General features: G+C 68.0%; 22 protein-coding genes, 1 tRNA gene and 1 pseudogene. 7 read left to right on the forward strand and 17 right to left on the reverse strand.

The window, feature by feature from the left end; all coding sequences use genetic code 11:
* Positions 1–27: 27 nt before the first annotated feature.
* The 10 genes from ACW7G2_RS02800 to ACW7G2_RS02845 all read right to left on the reverse strand — a co-directional run bounded on the left by ACW7G2_RS02800 (position 28) and on the right by ACW7G2_RS02845 (position 11,441).
* On the reverse strand, positions 28–1,932 hold the full coding sequence (locus tag ACW7G2_RS02800; protein WP_456972501.1) for an HAL/PAL/TAL family ammonia-lyase: 1,905 nt from the start codon (positions 1,930–1,932) through the stop codon (positions 28–30).
* Positions 1,929–3,326, reverse strand: coding sequence for a histidine--tRNA ligase (gene hisS / locus ACW7G2_RS02805; protein WP_456972503.1), 1,398 nt, complete (start codon positions 3,324–3,326; stop codon positions 1,929–1,931). Before hisS ends, ACW7G2_RS02800 begins: the two co-directional genes overlap by 4 nt.
* A gap of 129 nt (positions 3,327–3,455) precedes the next feature.
* Positions 3,456–3,532: transfer RNA gene (locus tag ACW7G2_RS02810), tRNA-Pro, on the reverse strand.
* Between the two features lie 94 nt (positions 3,533–3,626).
* Positions 3,627–4,925 carry an argininosuccinate lyase gene (argH, locus tag ACW7G2_RS02815; RefSeq protein WP_456972505.1) on the reverse strand — a complete coding sequence of 433 codons (1,299 nt, stop codon included), beginning with the start codon at positions 4,923–4,925 and terminating at the stop codon, positions 3,627–3,629.
* Positions 4,926–4,983: 58 nt separating this feature from the next.
* Complete coding sequence (argC, locus tag ACW7G2_RS02820; RefSeq protein WP_456972507.1) at positions 4,984–5,931, reverse strand: N-acetyl-gamma-glutamyl-phosphate reductase; 948 nt, start codon at positions 5,929–5,931, stop codon at positions 4,984–4,986.
* Positions 5,928–7,253, reverse strand: a complete 1,326-nt coding sequence (locus ACW7G2_RS02825) for an acetylglutamate kinase (protein ID WP_456972509.1) — start codon at positions 7,251–7,253, stop codon at positions 5,928–5,930. The genes argC and ACW7G2_RS02825 overlap by 4 nt, the downstream gene beginning before the upstream one ends.
* Before the next feature lie 15 nt (positions 7,254–7,268).
* On the reverse strand, positions 7,269–8,369 hold the full coding sequence (locus ACW7G2_RS02830; RefSeq protein ID WP_456972835.1) for an acetylornithine deacetylase: 1,101 nt from the start codon (positions 8,367–8,369) through the stop codon (positions 7,269–7,271).
* 8 nt (positions 8,370–8,377) lie between these two features.
* Positions 8,378–9,580 carry an argininosuccinate synthase gene (locus ACW7G2_RS02835; RefSeq protein ID WP_456972511.1) on the reverse strand — a complete coding sequence of 401 codons (1,203 nt, stop codon included), beginning with the start codon at positions 9,578–9,580 and terminating at the stop codon, positions 8,378–8,380.
* Between the two features lie 58 nt (positions 9,581–9,638).
* Positions 9,639–10,658: an N-acetylornithine carbamoyltransferase gene (locus ACW7G2_RS02840; protein WP_456972513.1), complete on the reverse strand. Its 1,020-nt coding sequence runs from the start codon at positions 10,656–10,658 to the stop codon at positions 9,639–9,641.
* A 270-nt stretch (positions 10,659–10,928) separates the two neighbouring features.
* Positions 10,929–11,441 (reverse strand): hypothetical protein, encoded by a 513-nt coding sequence (locus ACW7G2_RS02845; RefSeq protein ID WP_456972515.1) that lies wholly within the window; start codon positions 11,439–11,441, stop codon positions 10,929–10,931.
* 135 nt (positions 11,442–11,576) lie between these two features.
* Here ACW7G2_RS02845 and cysS point away from each other — a divergent pair, with 135 nt between their 5' ends.
* From cysS to ACW7G2_RS02860, 3 genes are all read left to right on the forward strand, one after another.
* Positions 11,577–12,950 carry a cysteine--tRNA ligase gene (gene cysS, locus ACW7G2_RS02850; protein WP_456972517.1) on the forward strand — a complete coding sequence of 458 codons (1,374 nt, stop codon included), beginning with the start codon at positions 11,577–11,579 and terminating at the stop codon, positions 12,948–12,950.
* A 114-nt stretch (positions 12,951–13,064) separates the two neighbouring features.
* Positions 13,065–13,508 (forward strand): SufE family protein, encoded by a 444-nt coding sequence (locus ACW7G2_RS02855; RefSeq protein ID WP_456972519.1) that lies wholly within the window; start codon positions 13,065–13,067, stop codon positions 13,506–13,508.
* A gap of 65 nt (positions 13,509–13,573) precedes the next feature.
* On the forward strand, positions 13,574–14,749 hold the full coding sequence (locus ACW7G2_RS02860; protein WP_456972837.1) for an MFS transporter: 1,176 nt from the start codon (positions 13,574–13,576) through the stop codon (positions 14,747–14,749).
* A gap of 89 nt (positions 14,750–14,838) precedes the next feature.
* On the opposite strand, the gene dksA is transcribed toward ACW7G2_RS02860, so the two are convergent.
* Positions 14,839–15,765, reverse strand: coding sequence for an RNA polymerase-binding protein DksA (dksA, locus tag ACW7G2_RS02865; RefSeq protein WP_456972521.1), 927 nt, complete (start codon positions 15,763–15,765; stop codon positions 14,839–14,841).
* Positions 15,766–15,874: 109 nt separating this feature from the next.
* Here dksA and yidD point away from each other — a divergent pair, with 109 nt between their 5' ends.
* The 3 genes and pseudogenes from yidD (at position 15,875) to ACW7G2_RS02880 (ending at position 18,289) form a co-directional block, all read left to right on the forward strand.
* Positions 15,875–16,120 carry a membrane protein insertion efficiency factor YidD gene (gene yidD, locus ACW7G2_RS02870; RefSeq protein ID WP_456972523.1) on the forward strand — a complete coding sequence of 82 codons (246 nt, stop codon included), beginning with the start codon at positions 15,875–15,877 and terminating at the stop codon, positions 16,118–16,120.
* The gene (locus ACW7G2_RS02875) at positions 16,117–17,466 is read left to right on the forward strand and encodes a dihydroorotase (RefSeq protein WP_456972525.1); all 1,350 of its coding nucleotides are present in this window, start codon (positions 16,117–16,119) and stop codon (positions 17,464–17,466) included. The genes yidD and ACW7G2_RS02875 overlap by 4 nt, the downstream gene beginning before the upstream one ends.
* Positions 17,466–18,289: pseudogene (locus ACW7G2_RS02880) on the forward strand (M23 family metallopeptidase). Before ACW7G2_RS02875 ends, ACW7G2_RS02880 begins: the two are co-directional and overlap by 1 nt.
* A 39-nt stretch (positions 18,290–18,328) precedes the next feature.
* On the opposite strand, the gene folE2 reads toward ACW7G2_RS02880, so the two are convergent.
* The 6 genes from folE2 to efp all read right to left on the reverse strand — a co-directional run bounded on the left by folE2 (position 18,329) and on the right by efp (position 23,353).
* Positions 18,329–19,240, reverse strand: coding sequence for a GTP cyclohydrolase FolE2 (folE2, locus tag ACW7G2_RS02885; protein ID WP_456972527.1), 912 nt, complete (start codon positions 19,238–19,240; stop codon positions 18,329–18,331).
* A 120-nt stretch (positions 19,241–19,360) separates the two neighbouring features.
* Positions 19,361–20,029: a phytoene/squalene synthase family protein gene (locus ACW7G2_RS02890; protein ID WP_456972529.1), complete on the reverse strand. Its 669-nt coding sequence runs from the start codon at positions 20,027–20,029 to the stop codon at positions 19,361–19,363.
* A 2-nt stretch (positions 20,030–20,031) separates the two neighbouring features.
* Complete coding sequence (locus tag ACW7G2_RS02895) at positions 20,032–20,718, reverse strand: phosphoglycolate phosphatase (protein ID WP_456972531.1); 687 nt, start codon at positions 20,716–20,718, stop codon at positions 20,032–20,034.
* Positions 20,711–21,466, reverse strand: coding sequence for a bifunctional 2-polyprenyl-6-hydroxyphenol methylase/3-demethylubiquinol 3-O-methyltransferase UbiG (gene ubiG, locus ACW7G2_RS02900; protein ID WP_456972534.1), 756 nt, complete (start codon positions 21,464–21,466; stop codon positions 20,711–20,713). Before ubiG ends, ACW7G2_RS02895 begins: the two co-directional genes overlap by 8 nt.
* Complete coding sequence (locus tag ACW7G2_RS02905) at positions 21,424–22,770, reverse strand: TRZ/ATZ family hydrolase (RefSeq protein ID WP_456972536.1); 1,347 nt, start codon at positions 22,768–22,770, stop codon at positions 21,424–21,426. Before ACW7G2_RS02905 ends, ubiG begins: the two co-directional genes overlap by 43 nt.
* A gap of 16 nt (positions 22,771–22,786) precedes the next feature.
* A complete protein-coding gene (gene efp / locus ACW7G2_RS02910) occupies positions 22,787–23,353 on the reverse strand; it encodes an elongation factor P (protein ID WP_456972538.1) in 567 nt (188 codons plus the stop codon).
* 89 nt (positions 23,354–23,442) lie between these two features.
* Between efp and epmB the strand changes: the two genes are divergently transcribed.
* On the forward strand, positions 23,443–24,447 hold the full coding sequence (epmB, locus tag ACW7G2_RS02915) for an EF-P beta-lysylation protein EpmB (protein WP_456972540.1): 1,005 nt from the start codon (positions 23,443–23,445) through the stop codon (positions 24,445–24,447).
* Positions 24,448–24,453 lie beyond the last annotated feature (6 nt).

The following is a 24,453-nucleotide window of genomic DNA, read 5'->3' on the forward strand; positions in this document are numbered from 1 at the left end:
GCAGCTCCGGCCAGCCCGGCCGGGCTGTCAGCCCTCGCCGGCCTCGGCCCGGCGCGCGGCTTCCAGCAGGCTGCCACTGGCCACCAGCCGCACGGCCTCGGCCACTTCACCATCCATGGCACGGTCGCGCTCAAGGAAGGCAATGCGCTCGCGCAGGGCGTCGTGGGCTGCAGAAACCGCAACGCCCGGATGATAGGGCTCGGATGCGGCGAGCTCGACGCGCAGCGCGTCCACTTCTTCCAGGAATCGCTCGCGGTCCGGGTGATCAGGGGCTGGAGCGCCCTGCACCTTGGCGGCGAACCCGGCTGCATCGGTGCTGCGTGCCAGCTCGCGCGCGGCGTTGATCATGTCGCGGCGCAGGTCCAGCGCCTGGGCGGCGGTGTACAACTCCAGCCCCAGTACCTTGCCCAGGTCGTCGGCCATGGCCAGCACGTGACGCGCCTCGTTGGCGCCCATGGATACGTGGTCTTCGGCGTTGGCGCTGGTGGGTATGGAGTAGACGCTGGCCGGATGCGCCCTCGTGGCCAGGTCGTTGACGATCGCGGCCGCCGTGTACTGCACGATCATGTGTCCTGACTCGGTACCGTCTTCGTTGCCGATCAGGAACGCCGGCAGACCGTCGCTGGTAGCCGGATCGACCAGCTTGTTGAGGCGGCGCTCGGAGATCGAGGCCAGCACCGGGATTGCCGCCTTCACGTAGCTCAGCGCCAGCGCCAGCGGCATGCCGTGGAAATGGCCGGCGGAGATGACCTGCTCTTCCACGTGCTCGGCCAGCTGGTCCGGGAACACCAGCGGATTGTCAGTGACCGCGTTGAGCTCCACATCCAGCACCCGGCACGCCTGGGCCAGCGCGTCGCGCACCGCCCCGTGGACCTGCGGTATGCAGCGCAGCGAATAGCTGTCCTGCGGCTGGTGCTTCTTGCCGCCGCGGAAGGGCTTGAAGCGCTGGTAGAACTTTTCCCGTCCGTGGCGCTGGCTGGCCGGCACCCAGTCCCAGCCGATGTCAAAGCTCAGGGCCTGGGCCTGCCCGCCTTCCCAGCTGTCGGGGAGCCACTGCCGGAATCGGGGCACCAGGTGATAGGAAATGTCCGCCAGTGTGGAGCCCTGCAGCAGCGCCCGCAGGCGCGCTGCCACTTCCACCTGCCCCGGATGCGGGCGCAGCGCGTGCACCTGTTCGGCAAAGGCACCCAGCCGCCCGGCGAAGGCGTCCAGGGTCATGGCTGCGGCCAGGTCGGCGGTATCGGCCAGCCGTTCCAGCCGGTCCAGGGCCAGTACGCCCATGGCCAGCATCTGCGCGGTGCCGTTGTTCAGCGCCAGGCCTTCCTTGTAGGACAAGGTGACCGGTTCCAGCCCCGCGCGGCGCAGGGCTTCGGCCCCCGGAATGCGCTCGCCCTGATAGAAGGCTTCGCCACCGCCCAGCAGCACGATCGCCAGGTGCGAGAGCGGCGCCAGATCGCCCGACGCGCCGACCGAACCCAGTTCCGGCACCACCGGCACAATGCCGGCGTTGAGCATCGCGGTCAGCGCCTGCAGCGTCTGCACCCGGATGCCCGAGTGCCCCTTGAGCAGGGTGTTGATGCGGATGCAAAGCATCGCCCGCACCACTTCCGGTGACATCGGTTCGCCGATGCACACCGCGTGGGTGAGGATCAGGTTCTGCTGCAGCTCCGCGTGCAGCGAGCGCCCGGACGGCTTCGCACCGGGCAGCTTGTCGCGCAGTGGGTGCGCGCCGAGCAGCTTGTCGGCATTGCTGCCGAACCCGGTGGAAACGCCATAGATGGGTTCCTCACGGCGCACCTGCTCGGCGAGGAAGTCGGCGGCGCGGGCAACCTTCTCCAGCGCGCCGGGATCAAGCTCGACCGACGCACCGTTGGCGATCATCACCAGCTGGCCGCGGGTCAGCGAAGCGCCATCCAGACAGATATGTTTCATGCACCTTCCCCGTTGCTACCCAGTGCGCCCGGGATGCGCAGCTGTTCGCGCTCCACCCGCAGCGCGCTGGCCACTTCGTCTTCCGCCACTTCGAACTGTTCGCCGCGGCGCAGGTCTTTCACGGCCACCACGCCGCGGGCAGCCTCGTCCTCGCCGCGGACCACTACGAAGCGGATGCCCGCCCGGTCCGCATACTGGAACTGGCGGCCCAGTTTGCGCGGCTCCATCTGGGTTTCCACGTTCAACCCGGCGGCGCGCAGGCGCTGGGAGAGGGCCAGCGCGTGATCCAGGCCCGCGTCGTCCATCAGGGTGACCAGCACATCCACGGTGCTGTCGGCCATGTCGACCAGGCCGGCATCGCGCAGCTGCCAGAACAGCCGGGTCAGCCCGATCGAGATGCCAACGCCGGGCAGCTTCGACTTCGTGTAGTGGCTGGCCAGGTCGTCGTAGCGGCCGCCGGAGCAGATCGAACCGATCTGCGGGTAATCATCCAGCGTGGTCTCGTAGACCATGCCGGTGTAGTAATCCAGGCCGCGCGCGATCGACAGGTTGATCGCGTAGTCGGACTCCGGCACGCCCATCGAACGCAGGCGCTCCAGCGCCTCGCGCAGTTCCGCCCTGCCCTCTTCGAACAGCGGCGTGCCCGAGCCCAGCGCATCCAGCCTGGCCAGCGCGTCATCGTGGCCGCTGGAGCGGACCTGTGAGAACGCCATCAGCTTCGCAACCGCATCCTCGCCCAGGTTGAAGCCTTCGCCGCGTAGGGTGTCACGCACGGCATCGGCGCCGCGCTTGTCGAGCTTGTCCAGCTCGCGCAGCACCGCCAGCTGCTGGTCACCCTCGATGCCCAGGCCCTCGAACCAGCCGCGCAGCAGCTTGCGATGGTTCATCCAGATGGTGAGCCCGCCCAGCCCCAACGCCTTGAACACGGAATGGATCACCGCCGGGATCTCGGCGTCATAGCGCGGCGACAGCGCGTCCTTGCCAATCACGTCGATATCGCACTGGTAGAACTCGCGGAAGCGCCCGCGCTGGGCGCGCTCGCCGCGGTACACGCGCTGCATCTGGTAGCGGCGGAATGGGAATGCCAGGTCGTGCTCGTGTTCGGCCACATAGCGGGCCAGCGGTACGGTGAGGTCGAAGCGCAGCGCCATGTCCGGCCGCCCTTCGTCGCCCTTTTCCAGCGCGCCGGTGGACTGGACGAAATACACCTGGCGCTCGGTCTCGCCGCCGGACTTGGTCAGCAGCACATCGGACAGTTCAAACACGGGCGTCTCGATCGGCAGGAAGCCGAAGCCCTCGAAACTGCGGCGGATGGTGTCGAGCATGCGCTGGAACGCGATCTGCTCGCGCGGCAGCAGCTCCATGACCCCGGGCGGGGTACGCGGCTTGATCAATTCGGTCTCCGGATGGTGCGGCGGAAAAGAGACACAGTTTAGCCGTTTGGGCCGTTGGCCCGGTCCTTCCGCCGATATACAGACAACAAAAAACCGGCGCTGGGCCGGTTTCTTGATTCGCCAATATTTTGGTCGGGGAGACAGGATTCGAACCTGCGACCTCTACGTCCCGAACGTAGCGCTCTACCAGGCTGAGCTACACCCCGACGGCGAGCCGGTAATTATAGGTAGCAATTGCCGGGCAGGCAAGAGGTGAATCCACCGTGGCAGGAACTCCTGCTGCCAACCCCCGGCACCGGACTATTTTTCCAGGGCCTGCAGGCGACCACGAAGCTCATCAAGCCGCAGCGCTGCGGCGGCCCCAGGCGATACGCGGGCCTGCAGGCTGGACTCCGGGCTGCGTCCGTCACCTGCACTGTCCACCGATTCGGCTGCCGCCCGGTAGGCATCACGGAACGGCACGCCTGCAGCCGCCTGCTCCACGGCCACGTCGGTCGCGTACATCCCGGCATCGATGGCCGCCCGCATCCTTTCCGGCTGCCAGTCCAGGTTCTCCAGCAGCGCGGGCAGCAGCTCCAGCCCGGCCAGTCCGCGGCCGAAGCCGTGGAAGATCGCGCCCTTGCTGGTCTGCAGGTCGCGGTGGTAGCCCGAAGGCAGCGACAGCAGCTGTTCGATCTCGGTGCGCGCCGCTGCCACGCTGGCGTGCACGGCGCGCATCAGCTCGATCACGTCAGGATTGCGCTTGTTGGGCATGATCGAGCTGCCGGTGGTGTACTGCGCCGGCAGGCTGACAAAGCCGAACTCGGCGCTGGTGAACAGCGACAGGTCCCAGGCCAGGCGGCGCAGGTCCAGCGTGGCCGAGCCCAGCGCTTCCAGCGCGGCCAGCTCGAACTTGCCACGCGACAGCTGAGCGTAGAGGGGGCTGACCTGCATGCGGGAAAAGCCCAGCGCGGCCGTGGTGTGGTCGCGGTCCAGCGGCAGGTTCACGCCGTAGCCAGCGGCGGTGCCCAGCGGGTTGCAGTCCACCAGCGACAAGGTGTCGGCGGCGCGACGGGCGTTGTCGATGAAGGCTTCCGCCCAGCCGGCCCACCACATGCCGGCCGAAGACACCACGGCGCGCTGCAGGTGGGTATAGCCCGGCAGCGGCAGCGCGGCCTCCGCTTCAGCGCGCTCAAGCGCAATGCGGGCAACGTCGCGGCACAGTTCCGCCGTGCGGGCCAGCTTTTCCTTCAGCCACAGGCGCGTGGCCACCAGCACCTGGTCGTTGCGGCTGCGGCCGGTGTGGATCTTCTTGCCGGTGTCACCCAGCCGCTCCACCAGCCGCGCCTCGATCGCCGAGTGTCCATCTTCGTAGCGTTCGTCGAGCACGAAGTCGCCGCTGGAAAAGTCCTCCGCCAGCGCATCCAGCTCCCGCTCAAGATTGGCCAGCTCGTCGGCCGATAGGATCCCGATCCGCTCCAGCCCCTGCGCGTGGGCACGGCTGGCGCGGATGTCATGGAGGAAGAACTCCCGGTCCAGGAGCACATCATCGCCGGCCAGGAAGGCCTGGATCCGTGCATCGACGGTGACACCGGGCTTTTGCCACAGCAGGTCGGACATCTGATTCTCCTGTCGTTGATCTTTGTAGGAGCGCGCCGTGCGCGCGCTTGGCGCGCTCCTACAGGGGGATGCTTTTGAATTCTTCGAAGCCGAGGGCGAGGTTGAGGTTCTGCATGGCCTGGGTGGCGGCCCCCTTGAGCAGGTTGTCGAGCGTGGCCACCACCACCACCCGGCGCCCGCCCGGCGCCACGGTAAAGCCGCCGATCTGCACGCCGTGGCGGCCGGCGATGCGGCTGACCCAGGGGGCATCTTCCAGCACTTCGATCAGCGGCTCGTTGGCGTAGCGGCGGCGATAGGTGCGCTCCACGGCCTCTGCCTCCCACGGCTCGCCCAGCCACAGGTTCACGGTCATGGTGATGCCGCGGAAATGTGGCGCCACGTGCGGCATGAACTCCACCGGCACCCCAAGGTGCGCGGTGACCTCGCGCTCGTGGATGTGATTGGCCAGCGCATACGGCATCAGGTTGTCGCGCAGCAGCTCGGGATTGTTGCGATCCGACGGCGTGGTGCCGGCACCGGAATAGCCCGACACGCCGAAGCACTGCGGCGGCCCTGCCAGCTGGTCCAGCAGCGGCGCGATGGCCAGCTGCATCGCCGTGGCATAGCAACCGGGATTGGCGATGCGGCGGGCGCCGCGGAGCCTGTCCCGACCGAGTTCCGGCAGGCCGTAGGCCCAGGCGGGATCGAACCGGCGGTCGGCCGACAGGTCCACGATCACGCTGTCCGGCGAGCCCGCCTCGATCGCCTCGACAAACGGCGCGCCCTTGTCGTTGGGCAGCGCCAGCACCAGAGCGTCGACGCCCTCGCCCGCCGCCGCTTCAGGAGACCAGTTCCCGTAGCGAAGCTCGCCCTCGTAACCCGGCACATGCTCGGCCACCGACTGCCCGTCCAGTTCGCGAGAGGACACGAACCCCAGTTCCAGCGACGGATGCGCCGCCACCAGCCGGATCAGCTCCGCGCCGGTATGCCCGCGCGCGCCGATGATGCCGATGCTCTTCCTGCTCATGTCTTTGCCTCCATCAGGGTCGCCGGCCGCTGCATGCTGTGCTTCACGCAGGCGCGGATCACGTCGAAATCATCCAGCCCGTACCAGAAGGTCCGCCACGGCTGATGGCGGATGCAGCCATCGGATTCGGCGTGATAGAACTGGTTGACGCCGTTGCCCAGGCGCGAACGCCAGAACAGCTGCGGCGTCTGCTCACGCATCACCTGCCATACCGCCCGCCCCAGGCCTTCGCCCTGGGCTTCATCCAGCACGGCGAACTTGTCCAGGTACGGTACGCCGTCGACCTCCGTCAGGATGACCGCGGTGCGGTAGTTCTCGCTCACGTAGGCGCGCAGCAGGGGGGTGTTTTCAAAGTAGTCCGGCACCAGTTCACGGCCGAAGCTGGATTCGATCAGGTCGCGCAGGCGTGGCAGGTCCAGCTCGTCCCAGCTGCCCGCCTGCAGCACCCGCTCGCCGCGCCGCACCAGGGTGCCGGAGCCGCGGTGGGTGAACAGTTCGCGGGCCAGTTCGGCCGGCCGGGTGATGGAGACCGATGACGACAGCGGCAGCCCATCCAGCAGGTCCTTGATCTGCTGCAACTTCAGCCGCATGCCGCCGTTGATCCACTCCTGTGCCATCAGGTGCTCGTACTCGGTGGACAGGTTGATCGAGTCGATCACCTTGCCGGCCTCATCAAGCAGCCCGCCGGTGCCGGTGAGGAAGATGATCTTGTACGGGCGCAGCACCCGCACCAGCTCGTTGGCCGATACGTCGGCATTGACGTTGAGGATCTGGCCGGTGGAGGTTTCACCCAGGCTGGCGATAACCGGAATGGAACCGGCCCGCAGGCTGGCCTCGATCGGCGCCAGGTTGACCTGCCTCACCTCGCCCACAAGGCCGAGGCGCTCACGGTCCAGGTAGTCGGCTTCCAGCACGCCGCCGGTGATCGATGTCGCCCGCGCGCCTGCCTGCTGCAGGGCTTCCACCAGGCTCAGGTTGGAGGCCTGGAACACCTGGCGCACGATCGCCAGCGCCTCCGGCGTGGTGACCCGCAATCCGTCCACGGTCTGCTTTTCGATGCCTGCCGCGGACAGCTCGGTATCCAGCTGCGGGCCGGCGCCGTGGATCACGATCGGGGTCAGGCCTACCTGCTGCAGGAAGGTCAGCGAGGAGGTCAGTGCTTCCAGGTCGTCGCGAAGCACCGCGCCACCCACCTTCACCACGGCGAAGCGCTTGGCATCCAGCTGCGAAAAGCGCTTCAGGTACTGGTCGATCTCGCGCGCGCTGGCCATGGAGGACAGCAGGCGGATGATGGTCTGGCGGGTCTGGAGATGAGGCTGCATGGCGTGCACGGTCGGTCAGGCGGAACGGCCTTGGCCGTTGAGGATGTCGGTGATGGTGGTGGCGTAGGTCTCCAGCTGGTCCAGCGCCACCCATTCGTCGGCGGTGTGGGCCTCGGCGATGTCACCAGGGCCAAACACCAGCGCGGTCATGCCAGCGTGGGAGAACAGCGAGGCTTCGGTCCAGAAATCCACCGCGTTGCCGATTGGCAGGCCCAGCGCATCGGCCAGATCGCGCGCCTGCAGCCTGTGCTCCTCGGCCTCGGCGATGCCGCCGGCCGGCAGCGGCGGGCCGCGGAAGGTTTCCTCGTAGTGTTCCAGCTCGCCGGCGCCGGCAAAGCCGCGGAATCCTTCGTGCAGGGCATCGATGTCATGGGACGGCAGCGGCCGGAAGCCGAAGCGGACCTCGGCCTGCGGGGCAATGACGTTGGCCTTGATCCCGCCCTCGACCCGGCCGATGTTGAAGCGCAGCCCGGTCAGGCCACCAAAGCGCTGGTGGGCCTGGCCGGCGGCGAAATCCAGCGCCCGGGTGCCCCAGCGCATGGCCCGGTGCAGGGCGCTGGCGTCCAGCGCAGCGGCGCCCGAGGCATGCCCGGCCTCGCCACGGAAGCGGGCCAGCACCGAGGAGATGCCGCGATGGGCCAGCACCGCCTCGCAGTTGGTCGGCTCGGCCACCACCACTTCATCAAACGGCAGCCCGCGGGCGAGGAACGCCGGAATGCAGCGCGCATCGTTGGCCTCCTCGTCGCTGGAAAACAGGAACGCCGCTTCGCCATCGCTCTGACCTGCCGCGGCGATCAGCCCGGCCGCCGCGCCCTTGATGTCGCAGGCCCCAAGACCGATCGCCCTGCCCTGTTCCACCCGCAGGGTGAGCGGGTCGGCGCTCCAGTGCGGCGAGTCCGGCACCGTGTCCAGGTGCACGTTGAACAGCCGCTTCGGCTGCCCTCGCACGGCCAGCAGCGACACCGCGCCGGCGCCATGGTCGGTCACCTCGATGCGAAAGTCCGGCAGCTGCACGCGGATGTAATCGAAGATGCCGCCAGTATCGATAGCCCGCGGCGGATTGCGGGTATCAAACGACACCAGCGCCTCAAGGTGCGCCAGCGTGCTGTCGAGCAGGCTGCTGCTCACCGGTTCACCCTGGCCCACAGCGTGCTGCTCATGCCGAACAGCTTGATGAAGCCCTCGGCTTCCTCCACGCCCCAGTCGGCCGACTGCGCGTAGGTGGCGCCAGCGGCGATCAGCAGGTTCGGCGAGCGCACCGCCACCGCGTCCACGCGGCCGCCGGTGGTCTGCAGCACCACTTCTCCATCGACCTTCTCCTGCGAGGAGGCCAGGAACGCTTCGAGATCGGTCTTCAGCGGATCATGGAAGAAGCCTTCGTACACCAGCTCCACCCACTTGCGCGCCACGTCCGGCTTGAAGCGGTTCTGCTGCTTGCTCAGCACCGCCTCCTCAAGCGCCCGGTGGGCGGTGAGCAGGGCCACCAGGCCCGGCGCTTCGTACACGATCCGGCCCTTCAGGCCGATCACGGTGTCACCGGTGTACATGCCGCGGCCCACGCCGTAGGAGGCGAACAGCCGGTTCAGGCCGGCGAGGATCTCCTCGCCCGGCAGGCGCTTGCCGTCCAGCGCCACCGCCTCGCCGCCTTCGAACTCGACCAGTACGGTCAGCGGCTCCTCCGGCCACGCGCTGCGCGGCGCGCACCAGCCGCGCGCGCCCTTGCCCGGCACGTCCCATTCGTCGATCTCCCCGCCGGACATGGTCACGCCCAGCAGGTTCTCGTTGATGGTGTAGGCCCTCTGCTTGGCCTGCACGCCGAACCCACGCTCGGCCAGGTAGGCCTGCTCGTAAGCGCGGGTCTGGGTGTGTTCCTTCTGGATCTCGCGGATCGGCGCCACGATGCGCCAGTCACCCTGCGCCATGACCGCCAGGTCGAAGCGCACCTGGTCGTTGCCCATGCCGGTGCAGCCGTGGGCGATCACGTTGGTGCCCAGTTCCTTCGCCCGGGCCAGGGCCGCGTCCACGATCAGGTAGCGATCGGACACCAGCAACGGGTACTGGCCCTGGTAGCCCTCGCCCGCCCACACGAACGGTTTGACGAAATCGCTCCAGATCGCTGGCCCACCATCCACCGTCACGTGCGAGGCCACGCCCAGTTCCTCCGCGCGATCTTCAATCGCCTTGCGCTCGGCAGCGTCCACCCCGCCGGTATCTGCGAACACGGTGTGCACTGTCCAGCCCTGCTCCTGCAGGTAGGGCACGCAGAAACTGGTGTCCAGGCCGCCGGAAAAGGCGAGGACGATGTCTTTGGATTCGGAAGCGGTCATGTCGTTGTTCTCATGCGCGGCGTGGGGCCGCCGGTGGGGGTTTTGGGGATCAGGAGAGTCAGGAGCGCCCGCGCATCAGCTCGGCCATGATCGCCTTCTGCACGTGCAGGCGGTTTTCTGCTTCGTTGATGGCGATGCAGGCGGGCGAGTCCATCACCGCGTCGGTGGCCTTCACGTTGCGGCGCAGCGGCAGGCAGTGGCTGAAGACAGCGCTGTTGGTCCGCGCCATCTTGACCTCATCGACCATGAAGTGCCGGTACTGGTCGCGGATCGGCTTCTCCGGCGCCCAGTTGCCGAAGTACGGCAGCGCGCCCCAGCTCTTGGCATAGACCACGTCGGCACCGGCATAGGCAGCTTCAATGTCGTGGCTGACGGCGAGCGAGCCGCCGCTTTCGGCCACATTGGCCTCCGCCCAGCCCATGTAGCGCTCATCCAGCACGTACTCGGGCGTCGGGCACAGCAGGGTGACATCCATGCCCATGCGGGTGGCGATGGTCAGGGCCGAGTTGGCCACGGCGGTATTGAGCGGCTTGGGGTGGTAGGTCCAGGTGAGCACATACTTCTTGCCGCGCAGGTCCGTGGTGCCGAAGTGCTCCTGCAGCGCCAACGCGTGGGCCAGCTCCTGGCAGGGGTGGGTGATGGTTTCCATGTTGATCACCGGCACCGGCGAGTACCGGGCGAACGCCTTGAGCACCTTGTCCTGCCGGTCTTCGCTCCAGTCGACGAACTTGGGGAACGCGCGCACCCCGATCATGTCCACGTAGCGACCCAGCACCTGCGCCACCTCGGCGATGTGCTCCTCGCTGTCGCCGTCCATCACCGTGCCCAGGTCGAACTCGATCGGCCACGCGTCCTTGCCCGGCTGCAGCACGATCGCGTGTCCGCCCAGCTGGAACGCGCCCAGCTCGAAGCTGGTGCGGGTGCGCATGGACGGGTTGAAGAACACCAGCGCGATCGAGCGCCCCTTCAGGGCATCTCCCATGCGCTCACGCTTGAAGCGGGCGGCATCGGCCAGCAGCGCATCCAGGTCGGGACGCGACCAGTCCTGGGTATTGAGGAAATGGCGGGAAACGGTCATGGCGCGATAAACCCCTGGAAGCTTTGGAACGGACAAGGAAAACAGCAGGCCTGAAAGCAGAAAACCCGGCGCCGGGGCCGGGTTTTCGCGTGAAACTCAAAGTAAAACGGGTACCGGCTACCCAGCGCGTTGGCAAGGCTCCGGTCGGTGCGCACGCGAGGTCATGCCAGCCGCCATGCGGGCGGAGGTCAGGATCAGGGCGTCGGCACGGAAATTCATCATCGGGGCGCATCGTCGCATGCGGCGGGGGCCGCGGCAAGCTGTTCCAGGCTATTCGCCGCTCACCACCGGGGTGACCGATACCCGCACCCGGACCCGGTTGCCGGGGTCGTAAGGCATGCGTGAGCGGTACTTCACGCCGCGGTGCACGTAATCAACGTCAAAACCGATCGGCCGCCGGAATTCGCGTTCCACCGGCACCATGCGGCACTCCCCGCCCGCCGAGGCGTCCACTTCCTCCACCTTGTCGTCGGAGGACAGCACATCGCGCACTGCGCCCACCACCCGCTGCAGGCCACGACGCTCGCCATCCTCGGCCACCGGGCTGGCAGCCTCGCAGCGCTCCACCATGCTGGTGGCGCGCAGGATCTGGTGGACGGGCTCGGCAGCCAGGACCCGGGCGAACTCGATCCGCACGTTCTCCTGCGCGCCCGGCACGGGAGGCGCCGGCAAGCCGGCCATCCCCTGGTCCGCCTGCTGCCCCCGCTCCTGCGCCACCACGGCGGGTGCCGCGCTCAACGCGGCACAGAGGAGGATCGGCAGGGTCGGGAAAGATCGGAGCATCGGACCTTTGCGGGGATTGAGGGCAAGCTTGCCCAAGGAGAAGTTTAGGCGCTGCGCGCGTTCACCTCCTGAACCGGCGCTGTCGTGAACCTGCCCCGCCCGATAGAATCCGGTCTCCCTGACCGTACTGAACAGATGACCCTGCGCCTTTACAACAGCCTGACCCGCCGCATCGAGCCTTTCCAGCCGCTCGATCCCGCCTGCCCGACCATGTACGTGTGCGGCCCCACCGTGTACGACTACGTGCACATCGGCAACGCCCGTGGACCGGTGGTGTTCGGCGTGCTGGCCGCCCTGCTGCGCCGCCGCTACGGCGCGCTGCGCTACGCCCGCAACATCACCGACGTGGACGACAAGATCAACGCCGCCGCCAGCCAGGCAGGCGTGCCGATCTCCGACATCACCGGTCGTTTCGCCGCCGCCTACCGCGAAGACATGGCCGCGCTTGGCGTGGCGCCGCCCGATATCGAACCGGAAGCCACCGCCCACATCGGCGAGATCATCGCCATGATCGAACGCCTGATCGAAGCCGGTCACGCCTACGCAGCCGAGGGCCACGTGCTGTTTGCGGTGGACAGCTACCCGGACTACGGCAAGCTCTCGCGCCGGGATACCGAGCAGATGCTGGCTGGTGCCCGGGTGGACGTGGCGCCGTACAAGCGCAGCCCCGGCGACTTCGTGCTGTGGAAGCCTTCCACGCCGGACCTGCCCGGCTGGGATTCCCCGTGGGGCCTTGGCCGTCCGGGCTGGCATATCGAGTGCTCGGCCATGGCTGCCGCGCATTTGGGCGAAACCATCGACATCCATGCCGGCGGCGTCGATCTGCAGTTCCCGCATCATGAGAACGAAATCGCCCAGAGCGAGTGCGCCCACGGTGGCCGCACCTTTGCCCGCTTCTGGCTGCACAACGGCATGCTCAACCTGTCCGGCGCCAAGATGTCGAAGTCGGTGGGCAACATCGCCAAGGTGCGCGACCTGCTGGCCGAGCACCCGCCCGAGGCGCTGCGCTACGCGCTGCTGTCGGCCCACTACCGGCAGCCGCTGGATTGGTCCGACGGGCTGGTGGAACAGTCCCTGCGTACGCTGGATCGGCTTTACGCCACCTTGCGCGATCTGGCCGACGTTGCCGCGGAGCCCCTTATCCCCGACTCGATCGAGGCTACGCTGGCCGAAGACCTCAACACCCCGCAGGCACTGGCCGAGCTGGCCCGCCTGGCCGGCGAAGCACGCAAGGCCGGCGATGACGAGGCCCGCGCCACGGCCAAGGCGCGCCTGCTCGGCGCCGGCCTGGCCCTGGGGCTGCTGCAGCAGGATCCGCAGGTCTGGTTTGCCCGCGGCGCGGCGGCCGATGACGACGCCCGCATCCAGACCCTGGTGGACGAGCGCACCGCGGCCAAGGACAGCCGGGACTTCGCCCGCGCCGATGCCATCCGCGACCAGCTCGCCGGCGAAGGCATCGTGCTTGAAGACACACCCCAGGGCGTGCGCTGGGTGCGCAAGCGCGCCTGAGCCGCGGCCTGGGCGGCTTGGATCGTCCTGGCCGGGCCCCGTAGGGGATGATGAGCCGGTTTCTGCGACAATAGCGGGCTGATCCGAACCGCGGCCATCCGGCCGCCTGCTGCTGTGTCCAACACCCCTTTTCCGCTCGAACCCACCCCCGGTGCCGCCCAGGCCGCGATCCGTGACGAATTCGCCTTCTTCGGCGACTGGTCAGAACGCTACCAGTACCTGATCGACCTGGGTCGCAAACTGCCGCCCTTCCCCGAAGAATGGAAGACAGATGAGCACCGCCTGCACGGCTGCCAGTCGATGGTGTGGATCGTGCCCTCCGGCGACGCCACCCGCCTTGATTTCGCCGCTGTCAGCGATTCAGCCATCGTCTCCGGCCTGATCTACCTGGCCCTGCGGGTCTATTCCGGCCGCAGCGCCGCCGAGATCATTGCCACCGGGCCGGATTACATCGGCGACATCGGCCTGGCCAAGCACCTGTCTCCCACCCGCAACAACGGGTTGGCCGCGCTGCTGGCATATATCCGCGAACAGGCCGAGCGCGCCTCTACAGGGTGAACGCGGCCGCCGCCACCGCCGCCACGCCAACTCCGCCACTGCGAAATCCCAACTTCCGGGCCCTGATGGGCTATCGGATCTGCACCATCCTGTCCTATCAGATGGTCGCGGTCACGGTGGGTTGGCACGTGTACGAGCTGACCCGCAATCCGTGGATGCTGGGCCTGATCGGATTGGCCGAGGTGCTGCCTTATTTCTGCGTGGCGCCGTTTGCCGGCTATCTGGTCGACCACCTGCCCCGGCGCAGGCTGGGCATGGTGGCCTGCGCCGGCCTGGCGATCACCCCGCTGCTGCTGGTGGCGATCACCCTGGGCTGGTTCGGCGAGGGCGTGTGGAAGATCTACGCGGCGGTGATCCTGACCGGCGCGGTGCGCTCCTTTCTTGGTCCGGTCTACAACGCGCTGTTTGCGCGGGTGCTGGTGCGCGAGCAGTTCGTCCGCGGCGCCAGCCTGGGCAGCATCGTGTTCCAGTCCGCCCTGGTGGTGGGGCCGGCGCTGGGCGGCGTGCTGGTGGGCTGGGCCGGCATGGGGGTCGCCTACGGACTCGCCGCCGGTTTCGCCGCCGCAGCGATCCTGGCCTTGGCGCGGATGGAAGTGACCGAACCCGCACCACAGCTGCAGCGCGGGCCGGTGTTTGCCAGCATTGCCGAAGGCGCCCGGTTTGTGTTCGGGCACCAGATCCTGCTGGCGGCCCTGGCGCTGGACATGTTCGCGGTGCTGTTTGGCGGAGCGATTTCCCTGGCCCCGGCCTTCATCCGCGAGATCCTGCACTACGGGCCGGAAGGCCTGGGGATCCTGCGCGCGTCGCCGGCGCTGGGCGCGGTGGCGGTCGGCATCTGGTTGGCGCGACGCCCGATCCAGCGCAACGCCGGACGGATACTGCTGATCGCCGTGGCCTGCTTCGGCCTGTGCATCATCGGCTTCGGCCTGTCCAGGCTGTTCTGGCTGTCGGCCTTCTTCCTGCTGCTGTCCGGCATGTGTGACGGGGTTTCGGTGGTGCTGCGCTCGACCATCATGCAGCTGGCCACGCCGGACGAGATGCGCGGCCGGGTCTCTTCCATCAACGGGCTGTTCGTGGGCTCTTCCAACGAGCTGGGCGCCTTCTACGCCGGCTCAATGGGCCGCCTGCTGGGGCTGGTGCCGGCCGTGGTCCTGGGAGGCTGCGTGACCATGGGCGTGGTCGTGACCACCGCACTGAAAGCGCCGAAGCTGCGCCGGCTGGACCTTCGCGACCTGCGCTAGGGCAGCGCTGAAAGACCAGGGGCCTGCTCGGCCCATGAAAAAACCCCGCCGGAGCGGGGTTTTCTGTTCAGCCGTGCTGGAACCCGGGCTCAGTCGCCCATCTGCTTGCGCAGGTGTTCCCAGCGTTCCTGCGCGTCGATCGTGCGCTCGGCTTCGGGGCGGGCTTCAAGCCGCTCCAGGCCGATCTCTTCGCCCGTCTCCACGCAGTAGCCGTAATCACCCTCGTCGACCCGGCGGATGATGCTCTCGATCTTGCTGATCAGCTTGCGGTAGCGGTCGCGGGTGCGAAGCTCCAGCGCGTTCTCGGTTTCCCGGCTCGCGCGCTCGGCCTCATCGCCCACGTCGCGCACTTCACCGCGCAGGTTCTGGATGGTCTGCCTGGACTCATCCACCAGCTCTTCCCGGCGGGAAAGCAGCTTGTAGCGGAAATACTCGAGCTGCAGAGGACTCATGTACTCCTCGTCCACGCCGGGCTTGTAGCCCTTGGGGATGATCGGGCGGCCGGTGGCCTTGTCCACGTCGTGTTCCACCACCTTGTACTTGGTCTTGACCGCGGGAGCCGACTGGCGCGCGGTCACTGCGACGGCCACCTTGCCGCGCGAACGGACGGGAGTCGGCCGGGTGGCCTTCTTGGCCGCCGCCTTCTTGGCCGCCGCCTTCTTCACGACTGCCTTTTTTGCGACAGCCTTCTTTGCAGCCGCCTTCTTGACGGCCGCCTTCTTCGCTGGGGCCTGCTTTGCAGGAGCCTTGGTCGCGGCGGCTTTCTTCGCCGCGGTCTTCACTGGAGCTTTCTTCACTGCCACCTTCTTTGTTGCCGACTTCTTCACTGCGGCTTTCTTGACCGCGGCCTTCTTGGCCGCCGCCTTCTTGACTGGAGTCTTTACAGCCACCTTGCTGGTGGCTGCGGTCTTCTTCGCAGCGGCCTTTTTCGCCACCGTCGAGGCCGCCTTCTTCACAGGCGCCTTGGCGGCAGATCCCTTGCTGACGGACTTCTTGACGGTTTTCTTGGTAGCCACTGCGATATCCCCGACTGCGGATTCCCTTGGTGTGGGAAGGCGCGCTGTTATACCCTGCCACGGCCCCAGCGGCAAGTTCAGCCGCCGGATTTACAGCAGTTCCCGGACCGTGATCGACCGTTTCCTCATCGCCCTGCTGCGCCTGTACAAACGGCTGATCAGCCCTCTTCTCGGACCCCGCTGCCGGTTTGTGCCCAGCTGTTCGGAATACGCGATGACGGCGATCGGGCGCTACGGCGCCTTCAGGGGCGGCTGGATGGCCCTGCGCCGGCTGGGCCGCTGCCACCCGCTGCATCCCGGCGGTCATGACCCTGTGCCAGAGCCACCCCCACATAGTACGGAACCCAAGCAATGACCGACACCCTGATTGTCAACGCCCGCCTCGTGAATGAAGGCCGCGAGTTCGACGGCGACCTGCGCATCCAGGACGGACGCATCGCCCAAATCGGAACCGGCCTGGCCGCGCGCGGCAACGAGCGCGTGGTGGACGCCGCCGGCCGCCGCCTGCTGCCGGGGATGATTGACGACCAGGTGCACTTCCGCGAGCCCGGCATGGAGTACAAGGCCGACATCGCCACCGAGTCGGCCGCGGCGGTGGCCGGCGGCCTGACCAGCTTCATGGACATGCCCAATACCAGCCCGCCCACGCTCGACCGGGAGGCGCTGGAGGACAAATACGCCCGCTCCGCAGGCCGCGCGCATGCCAATTTCGGGTTCTACTTCGGCGCCAGCAACGACAACCTGGAGGCGGTGCGCGGGCTGGACCCCAGGACCGCTCCCGGGGTGAAGGTGTTCATGGGGGCCTCCACCGGCAACATGCTGGTGGACAATCCCGAGATCCTCGACGGCATCTTCCGCGACACCCCGGTTCCGATCATCACCCACTGCGAAGACACCCCGATGATCGATGCCGAACTGGCCCGCTACCGGGAGAAGTACGGCGACGATATCCCCGCCCGCTGCCACCCCGACATCCGCTCGCGCGAAGCCTGCATCAAATCCACGCGCCTGGCGCTGGAACTCGCGCGGCGCCACGACACCCGCCTGCATGTGCTGCACATCTCGACCGCCGACGAGCTGGCCCTGTTCGAAGCCGGCCCGCTTGTGGATGCCGACGGCAAGGTGCGCAAGCGCATCACCGCCGAAACCTGCATCCACTTCCTGCGCTTTGCCCGCGAGGACTACGACCGCCTGGGCCACCAGATCAAGTGCAATCCGGCGATCAAGGAAGCCTCGGACCGCGACGCCCTGCTGCGCGCCCTCGCCGAAGACGTGATCGACGTGCTGGCCACCGACCATGCACCCCACACCCTGCAGGAAAAACAGGCTCCTTACGTACGCGCTCCCAGCGGCCTGCCGCTGGTGCAGTTCGCGCTCAACGCCGCGCTGGAATGCGTGCACGAGGGACACTTCGATACCGCCAAGGTGGTGCAGAAGTTCGCCCACGCCCCGGCGCAGCTGTTCGACGTGGCCGGCCGTGGCTTCCTGCGCGAGGGCTACTGGGCCGACCTGGTGCTGGTGGAGGACACCCCTTTCACCGTGACACGCGAACAGGTGTTGTCACGCTGCGGCTGGTCTCCCTTCGAAGGCACCACTTTCCGCAGCCGCATCGCCTCGACCTGGGTCAACGGCGAGCTGGCGTGGGACGGAGAGAAGCTGGTGGGTAACCCGCAGGGCCGACGCCTGGAGTTCGCCCGCTGATGCGCGCCCTGCTCCATCTGCTGCTTGCAGCCGTGCTGGGCTGCGTCGCGTCCGCCACCATGGCCGGCGACCAGCGCATCGTATTTCCCACCGAAGTCCAGCAGGGTGCGATGGTGATCGGCAAGGTGCCGCCTGGCAGCCAGGTCGAGCATGCCGGTCGCAACCTGCGCGTGACCGGCTATGGCAGCGTGGTATTCGGCATCGGCCGTGACCACAGCGGCCCGGCCGAGGTGCGCGTGACCGGTCCGGATGGCGCGGTGGAAACCATCCGCATCGCCGTCGGCACCCGCGACTGGCCGCTGCAGCGGGTCGATGGAGTACCTGCGGCTACCGTGGATCCACCACCGGCCATCGCCGAACGTATCCGCCGCGAACAGGCCCGGGTGGGGGCCGCGCGTACCCGCGATGACGCGCGCACGGGCTTTGCCCAGCACTTCATCTGGCCGGTCGAAGGCCGCATCAGCGGCCGCTTCGGGCGCGCCCGGGTCTACAACGGCAAGCCCGGCTCCCCGCATTCGGGCATGGACATCGCCGCACCGCAGGGCACCCTGATCAAGGCCCCCGCCGCGGGCCTGGTGACCTTTGCCGATGCCGACCTGTATCTCACCGGGGGCACCGTGCTGATCGACCATGCCACGGCATCAGCTCCAACTTCCTGCACCTGTCCCGGCTGGACGTGCAGGAGGGAGACACAGTTGAACAGGGCCAGGTGATCGGCGCGGTGGGCGCCACCGGGCGCGCCACCGGCCCGCACCTGCACTGGGGCATGAACTGGCTCAACGTGCGGATTGACCCGCAGCTGGTGCTGGAACGGGCTCTCTGAGTATCGCCGGGCGGCAAGCCCGGCCGGTGGCCGGCCCGATCAGCCGGTGACGCGGGCCACGGCGTCGTGGGCGTGCAGGCTTTCGTAATGAGCCACGCGGGCGTCGAACTTTTCCACGCGCTCATCCGCGGCCAGCACCGCGGCCACGCGGCGGGCGGCATCCTCGCAGAACATCAGGTTCTCGGCGTTGAGCCGGGCAAAGGCCTGCTCGTCCTCGCGCTTGACCGCGGTCTGCACCGGCGTGCCCAGGGCCGCCTCGATGGCATCCACCATCGCCGCCAACGGGATCTCATCAAACGCGGGCCGCAGTTCCACCTTCACCTGGGCGCTGCTGCGCTGGGCATGCGGAGTGGCGGCCAGGCCGCGCTCCGAAGCCAGCCATTCCTCGACCACCGCCGCCGACAGCGGGCGGGCCGCGGCGAAATCGGCGGCAAAACGCTCCGAGTTGGCCTGGCGTGACAGTGCCGCCGAGGCCGGGCAGGTGCTGGAGTACTCGACTGAAAACGCCAGCGCCAGGCGGAAATGGCCATCGACGATCGTGGCCTCCAGCTCCACCGGATAGTTCTTCCAGCCGGCGTTGTCGCTGGCCAGCGCGGCACGCTTGAGCATGTGCTCGTAACGCAGCACCAGGCGCGCGGAAGACGACAGCCCGCGCTGGGACTCGACCAGGTCCTGCAGGATCCTGCGCAGGCCGGCCACGGTCATGGTCTCGCTGGCGAACGCATCCTGCAGCCGCAGGTACAGGCGCGACATGTGGATGCCACGGGTGTCGGGCTTGCGCAGGTCCACGAACACGTCCACGGAAGCCGGGACCTGGAGCGCACCTCCGTCACCATCAGCCACGCGCAACGGCAGCGCGATCCTCTCCATACCGACCCAGTCCAGGGCGCGGGCGGCAAAGGCGGCGTCGTCGGCGACGTCGGGCAGGGTCTGGGCGGGAGATTGGCTCATTGCGTGGGGGGCCTTTACGGCAACGGGAATCAAGGCTGGATAGTGTAACGGGAGGCTGCGCAACGCCCCTGAAACGCTGCGTCCGGCCACTTGGGGCTGGTTCGGGGCTGGAGACTGGCCTCAGCTGCCGCGTACTGCGCTCCAGGACGCCCCCAGGACCCGCCAGCCGGACAGCTGCTGCTCGCGCCTGCCTGCCTGCAGCGCCAGCAACCTGGCACGCAGCAGGGCGCGATGGAGGCGTCCCGGCCGCGATCCACTCGCGCCCCGTGGCCAGCGCTCCAGCAACCAGCCGGCATCCTCACGCGAACCGGTAAGGAGGGCGCGCGCGGCCAGTAATGCCGACGTAGTTGCATCCGCAGCCGGCTCACCCCTGTCTTCAGCCTCTCCGAACAGGCCCGCCTCGCATACGTCCAGCGCGTCTGCCAGGTTGGCCAGGACGGGTTGCGCGGTGGCCGCGTCCTGCCCGCGCGTGGATGGAAGAACCGACAGGGCCCTCGCCAGTCCGGTCCAGGGCGCCGGCAGGCGCTGCAGCGATGCGCCCAATGGATGGCGACGGCCGCCCTTGGCCCAGCCTTCCAGCTCTTCATGCCACCAGGCCAGCTTGGCGAGACCCGGGGTCGGGTCTTCGCCGCCCCACGCAGCTTCCGCCAGCTCGTTCTGCAACGACAGCCAGGCCAGCGCTATTTCGCGCTGGGATGCAGGCACGAAAGCTTCGGCAATGCCCCATTCCGGCCAGCGTCGTCGCCATTTGGCAGTGAAGTCTTCCGCTGCCGGGTCTTGCTGGGCCACGGTCAACCCACCGCCGGCCAGGCGGCCGGGTCAAGCAGGTCATGCGGCGCGTCGACCATCACGTCGCCGCGCCAGGCGATCGGATCATCACCGTCCAGGCGGTAGCCCCACAGGGCCACCACGGAGGGCATCCTCGCGGCCTGGGCGGCCACGATGTCACGCTCGTCGTCTCCCACGTAGACGCACTGGCCGGCGGGCATCCCCAGCGCCTCGGCCGCATGCAGCAGCGGCAAGGGATGCGGCTTGCGCTCGGCCAGGGTATCGCCGCCCACCAGCACGGCGCAGCGCGACTGCCAGCCCAGCTGCGGAACCACTTCGCGGGCGAGATATTCAGGTTTGTTGGTCACGATGCCCCAGACGGTGCCGGCCTGCTCCAGCGCGGCCAGCATCTCTTCCACGCCTTCGAAGGCATGGCTGTGGCGACCCAGCTCCTGGCGGTAGATATCGAGGAACTCCGGCACCAGTGCGGCGATTTCTTCCGCCGACAGGTCCGGAAACGCCACCGCGGACATCGCCCGCGCGCCCTTGGATACGGTGGGGCGCAGCGCCGTCAGGCCGAGCGGCGGCATTCCGCGGGTATCGCGCATGCGGTTCACGGTGGCCAGCATGTCCGGCGCGCTGTCGAGCAGCGTGCCATCCAGGTCAAACAGTACGGCGGGCGGGAAGCGGCCCGCCACGGCCTCAGTCATTGCCGCCACCCGGCTTGCGCGCTGCGGTCAGGTAGTTGACCCCGGTACGTCGCGACAGGCGTGCGGAATTCCGCCACGGCTCGTAGATCATGCCGCTGACGTCATCCAGCTGCATGCCGGCGCCACGCAGCCACGCAGCCAGCTCCGAAGGCTTGATGAAGTCCTCGTACCTGTGCGTGCCCCTGGGCAGCAGCCGGGCCACGTATTCGGCTCCAACGATCGCCAGCGCAAACGCCTGCGGCGTGCGGTTGAGCGTGGAAACGAACAGCATGCCGCCCGGCTTCAGCAGCGTGGCGCAGGCCTGCAGGATCGCCGCCGGATCCGGCACGTGCTCCAGCATTTCCATGCAGGTGACCACGTCGAAGCTGCCCGGTTGGTCCGCAGCCAGTGCTTCCACCGGGGTCACCTGATACTCCACCTGCGCGGCGGACTCCAGGGCATGCAGCCGGGCAACCCTGACAAGCTCTTCGGCCAGGTCGATGCCGGTCACCTCTGCGCCATCGCGCGCCATCGCCTCGCTCAGCAGGCCGCCGCCACAGCCCACGTCCAGCACCCGCGCACCGCGCAGCGGGGCGCGTCGGGCCACGTAGTCCAAGCGCACGGGGTTGAGGGCGTGCAGGGGCTTTTGCGGGCCGTCCGGGTCCCACCAGCGGCTGGCAAGGGCGGCGAACTTGTCGAGTTCCGCCTGGCGGAAGTTGTCAGTGCTCACGGAGTACGTCCATGGAGGCTGGCAATGCGTCCACGCCATTGCCTGGCATTTGCAATCACGGCGTCCTCGTCCATGTCCACCAGCTTGCGCGAGGCCAGCTTTGCCTGACCGGCGATCCATACGTCGCTCACCTGGTGGCGGCCGGTGGCGTACACCAGCTGCGAGAGCACGTTGTGCAGCGGCTGGGACTCCAGCGCGGACAGGTCCACGCAGGCCAGGTCGGCCTGTTTGCCGGGCTCGATCGAGCCGACCAGGTGATCGAAGCCGATCGCCTTCGCACCGCCAAGGGTGGCCGCGCGCAGCGCCGTCGCGGCGTCGAAGCCTGCGGCGTCATTGGCCACTGCCTTGGCCAACTGGGCAGCGGTGCGGGTCTCCCCGAACATGTCCAGGTCATTGTTGCTGGCGCAGCCGTCGGTGCCGATCGCCAGGTTCACGCCGGCACGCTCCAGCGCGCACACCGGGCAGAAACCGGAGGCGAGCTTGAGGTTGGATTCCGGACAGTGCACCACCGACACCCCGCGCTCGGCGCACAGCTCGATCTCGGCCTGGGTCAGCTGGGTCATGTGCACGGCGATCAGGCGGTCGTTGATCAGCCCGAGCCGGTCCAGGCGGGCGATCGGCCGCTGGCCGTACTGCTTCTGCGACTCCTCCACCTCCTGCGCGGTCTCGTGCAGGTGCAGATGCACGGGCACGTCCAGCTGGTCGGCCAGCATGCGGATGCGCTCGAAGCTGGCGTCCTTGACCGTGTACGGCGCATGCGGGACGAAGGCGGTGTCGATCAGCGCATCGCCGCGCCACTGGTCGTGGACCTCGCCGGCCTTGTCGAAGTATTCGTCGTCACTCTTCGCCCAGGCGGTGGGGAAGTCGATGACCGGCAGGCCGACCCGGGCGCGGAAGCCGTGGCGCCGATAGGTGGCGGCCTGCACATCAGGGAAGAAGTAGTTCTCGTTGACGCAGGTGGTGCCGCCGCGAAGCATCTCCGCGATCGCCAGCTCCACGCCGTCGGCCACGAACTCCGGCCCGATCACCGCCGCTTCCACCGGCCAGATGTGCTCCTGCAGCCACACCATCAGCGGCAGGTCGTCGGCAATGCCGCGCAACAGGGTCATCGGGTTGTGGGTATGGGCGTTGACCAGCCCCGGAATCAGCGCGCCTTGGGGGCGCGACACCGTTTCCCTGGCCGTGAACCGGGCACGCGCCTGGGCGGCGGGGAGCACGGCCACGATGGCGCCGTCGCGCACGGCAACGGCATGGTCTTCCAGCACGACACCGTGCGGCTCGATCGGGACTACGTAACCGGCTTCAATCAGCAGGTCAACGGTTTCTGGAGCTGATTCAGTCAAAGGGGCGCCCGCCACGTCATTTCACCCGGGAAACGTACTCGCCGGAACGGGTATCGACCTTGATGACTTCATCCTGGCCCACAAACAGCGGCACGCGGACCACGGCGCCGGTCTCCAGGGTGGCCGGCTTGCCGCCGCCGCCCGAGGTATCACCGCGCACACCGGGGTCGGTCTGGGCGATCTGCAGTTCGACAAAATTGGGCGGGGTGACCTGGATCGGGGTGCCGTTCCACAGGGTCACCACGCACTCCTCCTCACCCTTGAGCCACTTTTCGGCGCCGCCCATGCCGGTCGCATCGGCCTGCACCTGCTCGAAGGATTCCGGATTCATGAAGTGCCAGTACTCGCCGTCGCTGTACAGGTACTGCATATCGGTATCCAGCACGTCGGCCGCTTCCACCGTGTCGGTCGACTTCATGGTCACTTCCTGCACCCGGCCGGTGCGGATCTGGCGGTACTTGACCCGGGTGAAGGCCTGGCCCTTGCCGGGCTTGACGAAGTCGGTGTCGGTAATGACCGCCGGTTCGCCGTTGACCAGGATCTTCATCCCATTCTTGACGTCGTTCATGCCGTGGTTGGCCATCGGTTGCTCCTGCGGTGTCCGCCGCGCGGGCGGATTAGAATGTGGGGGGTCCGGCCCAACCTTCCGGGCCGGACGGAAACTGACCATTCATGATACCTGCAGCCCCCCTATCCATGCAGCACCGGCGCTGGCAACAGGCCTGGCGCGAAGCAGTACGCGACCCGCGCGAGCTGCTCGCGCTGCTCGGGCTCGAGCAGGCGGCCGGCGCGGTATCCGCTGCCGCCGCGGCGCAATTCCCGCTTCGCGTGCCGCGCAGCTTCGTGGCCCGGATGCGCCACGGCGACCTGAACGACCCGCTGCTGCGCCAGGTGTTGCCCCTGGATGATGAAATGCGCCCGGTCCCGGGGTTTGACATCGACGCCGTCGGCGACGGCGCCGCCCGCGCCGGTCGCGGCCTGATCCGCAAGTACAACGGCCGCGCCCTGCTGGTGTCCACCGGCAGCTGCGCGGTCCACTGCCGCTATTGCTTCCGCCGCCACTTTCCCTACGCCGAGGAAACCGCCGCCGCCGGGGGCTGGCGCGAGGCGGCAGCCGCCATCGCGGCGGATCCGGGCATCGATGAGGTGATCCTGTCCGGCGGCGACCCGCTGTCGCTGGCCACATCCAAGCTGGCGGAGCTGACCGACGCCCTGGTCGCGGTCCCGCACCTGCGACGGCTGCGCATCCACAGCCGGCTGCCAATCGTGCTGCCGGAACGGGTGGATGATGAACTCATCGGCTGGCTGGCCGCCCTGCCCTGGCCAACCACCGTGGTGGTGCACGCCAATCACGGCAACGAATTCGATACCCACGTGGATGCCGCCATGACGCGACTGCGCGATGCCGGCGCCACCCTGCTCAACCAGGCCGTGCTGCTGCGCGGGGTGAACGACAGCGAGCAGGCGCTCGCCGATCTGTGCGAGCGCGGCTTTGAGGCGGGCGTGCTGCCCTACTACCTGCACCAGCTGGACCGGGTAGCCGGCGCGGCGCATTTCGAGGTGCCTGACGCAACGGCCATGGCCCTGCACCGCGCCCTGCTCCACCGCCTGCCGGGCTATCTGGTTCCAAAGCTCGTGCGCGAGGTCGCCGGAGACGCGTCCAAGCGCCCACTTTGAGGCATC

This window comes from Luteimonas sp. A277, from assembly GCF_054052045.1.

What these genes read in the sequence shown, in the direction of transcription:
- ACW7G2_RS02835 (WP_456972511.1), bottom strand. Translation starts at nt 9,580, where the DNA reads ATGACCGCTTCCGAATCCAAAGACATCGTCCTCGCCTTTTCCGGCGGC.
- efp (WP_456972538.1), bottom strand. Translation starts at nt 23,353, where the DNA reads ATGGCCAACCACGGCATGAACGACGTCAAGAATGGGATGAAGATCCTG.
- folE2 (WP_456972527.1), bottom strand. Translation starts at nt 19,240, where the DNA reads ATGAGCCAATCTCCCGCCCAGACCCTGCCCGACGTCGCCGACGACGCC.
- argH (WP_456972505.1), bottom strand. Translation starts at nt 4,925, where the DNA reads ATGTCCGACCTGCTGTGGCAAAAGCCCGGTGTCACCGTCGATGCACGG.
- ubiG (WP_456972534.1), bottom strand. Translation starts at nt 21,466, where the DNA reads ATGGCGTGGACGCATTGCCAGCCTCCATGGACGTACTCCGTGAGCACT.
- ACW7G2_RS02860 (WP_456972837.1), top strand. Translation starts at nt 13,574, where the DNA reads ATGGGCTATCGGATCTGCACCATCCTGTCCTATCAGATGGTCGCGGTC.
- ACW7G2_RS02845 (WP_456972515.1), bottom strand. Translation starts at nt 11,441, where the DNA reads ATGCTCCGATCTTTCCCGACCCTGCCGATCCTCCTCTGTGCCGCGTTG.
- cysS (WP_456972517.1), top strand. Translation starts at nt 11,577, where the DNA reads ATGACCCTGCGCCTTTACAACAGCCTGACCCGCCGCATCGAGCCTTTC.
- ACW7G2_RS02895 (WP_456972531.1), bottom strand. Translation starts at nt 20,718, where the DNA reads ATGACTGAGGCCGTGGCGGGCCGCTTCCCGCCCGCCGTACTGTTTGAC.
- ACW7G2_RS02825 (WP_456972509.1), bottom strand. Translation starts at nt 7,253, where the DNA reads ATGCAGCCTCATCTCCAGACCCGCCAGACCATCATCCGCCTGCTGTCC.
- ACW7G2_RS02875 (WP_456972525.1), top strand. Translation starts at nt 16,117, where the DNA reads ATGACCGACACCCTGATTGTCAACGCCCGCCTCGTGAATGAAGGCCGC.
- ACW7G2_RS02800 (WP_456972501.1), bottom strand. Translation starts at nt 1,932, where the DNA reads ATGAAACATATCTGTCTGGATGGCGCTTCGCTGACCCGCGGCCAGCTG.
- epmB (WP_456972540.1), top strand. Translation starts at nt 23,443, where the DNA reads ATGATACCTGCAGCCCCCCTATCCATGCAGCACCGGCGCTGGCAACAG.
- ACW7G2_RS02840 (WP_456972513.1), bottom strand. Translation starts at nt 10,658, where the DNA reads ATGACCGTTTCCCGCCATTTCCTCAATACCCAGGACTGGTCGCGTCCC.
- argC (WP_456972507.1), bottom strand. Translation starts at nt 5,931, where the DNA reads ATGAGCAGGAAGAGCATCGGCATCATCGGCGCGCGCGGGCATACCGGC.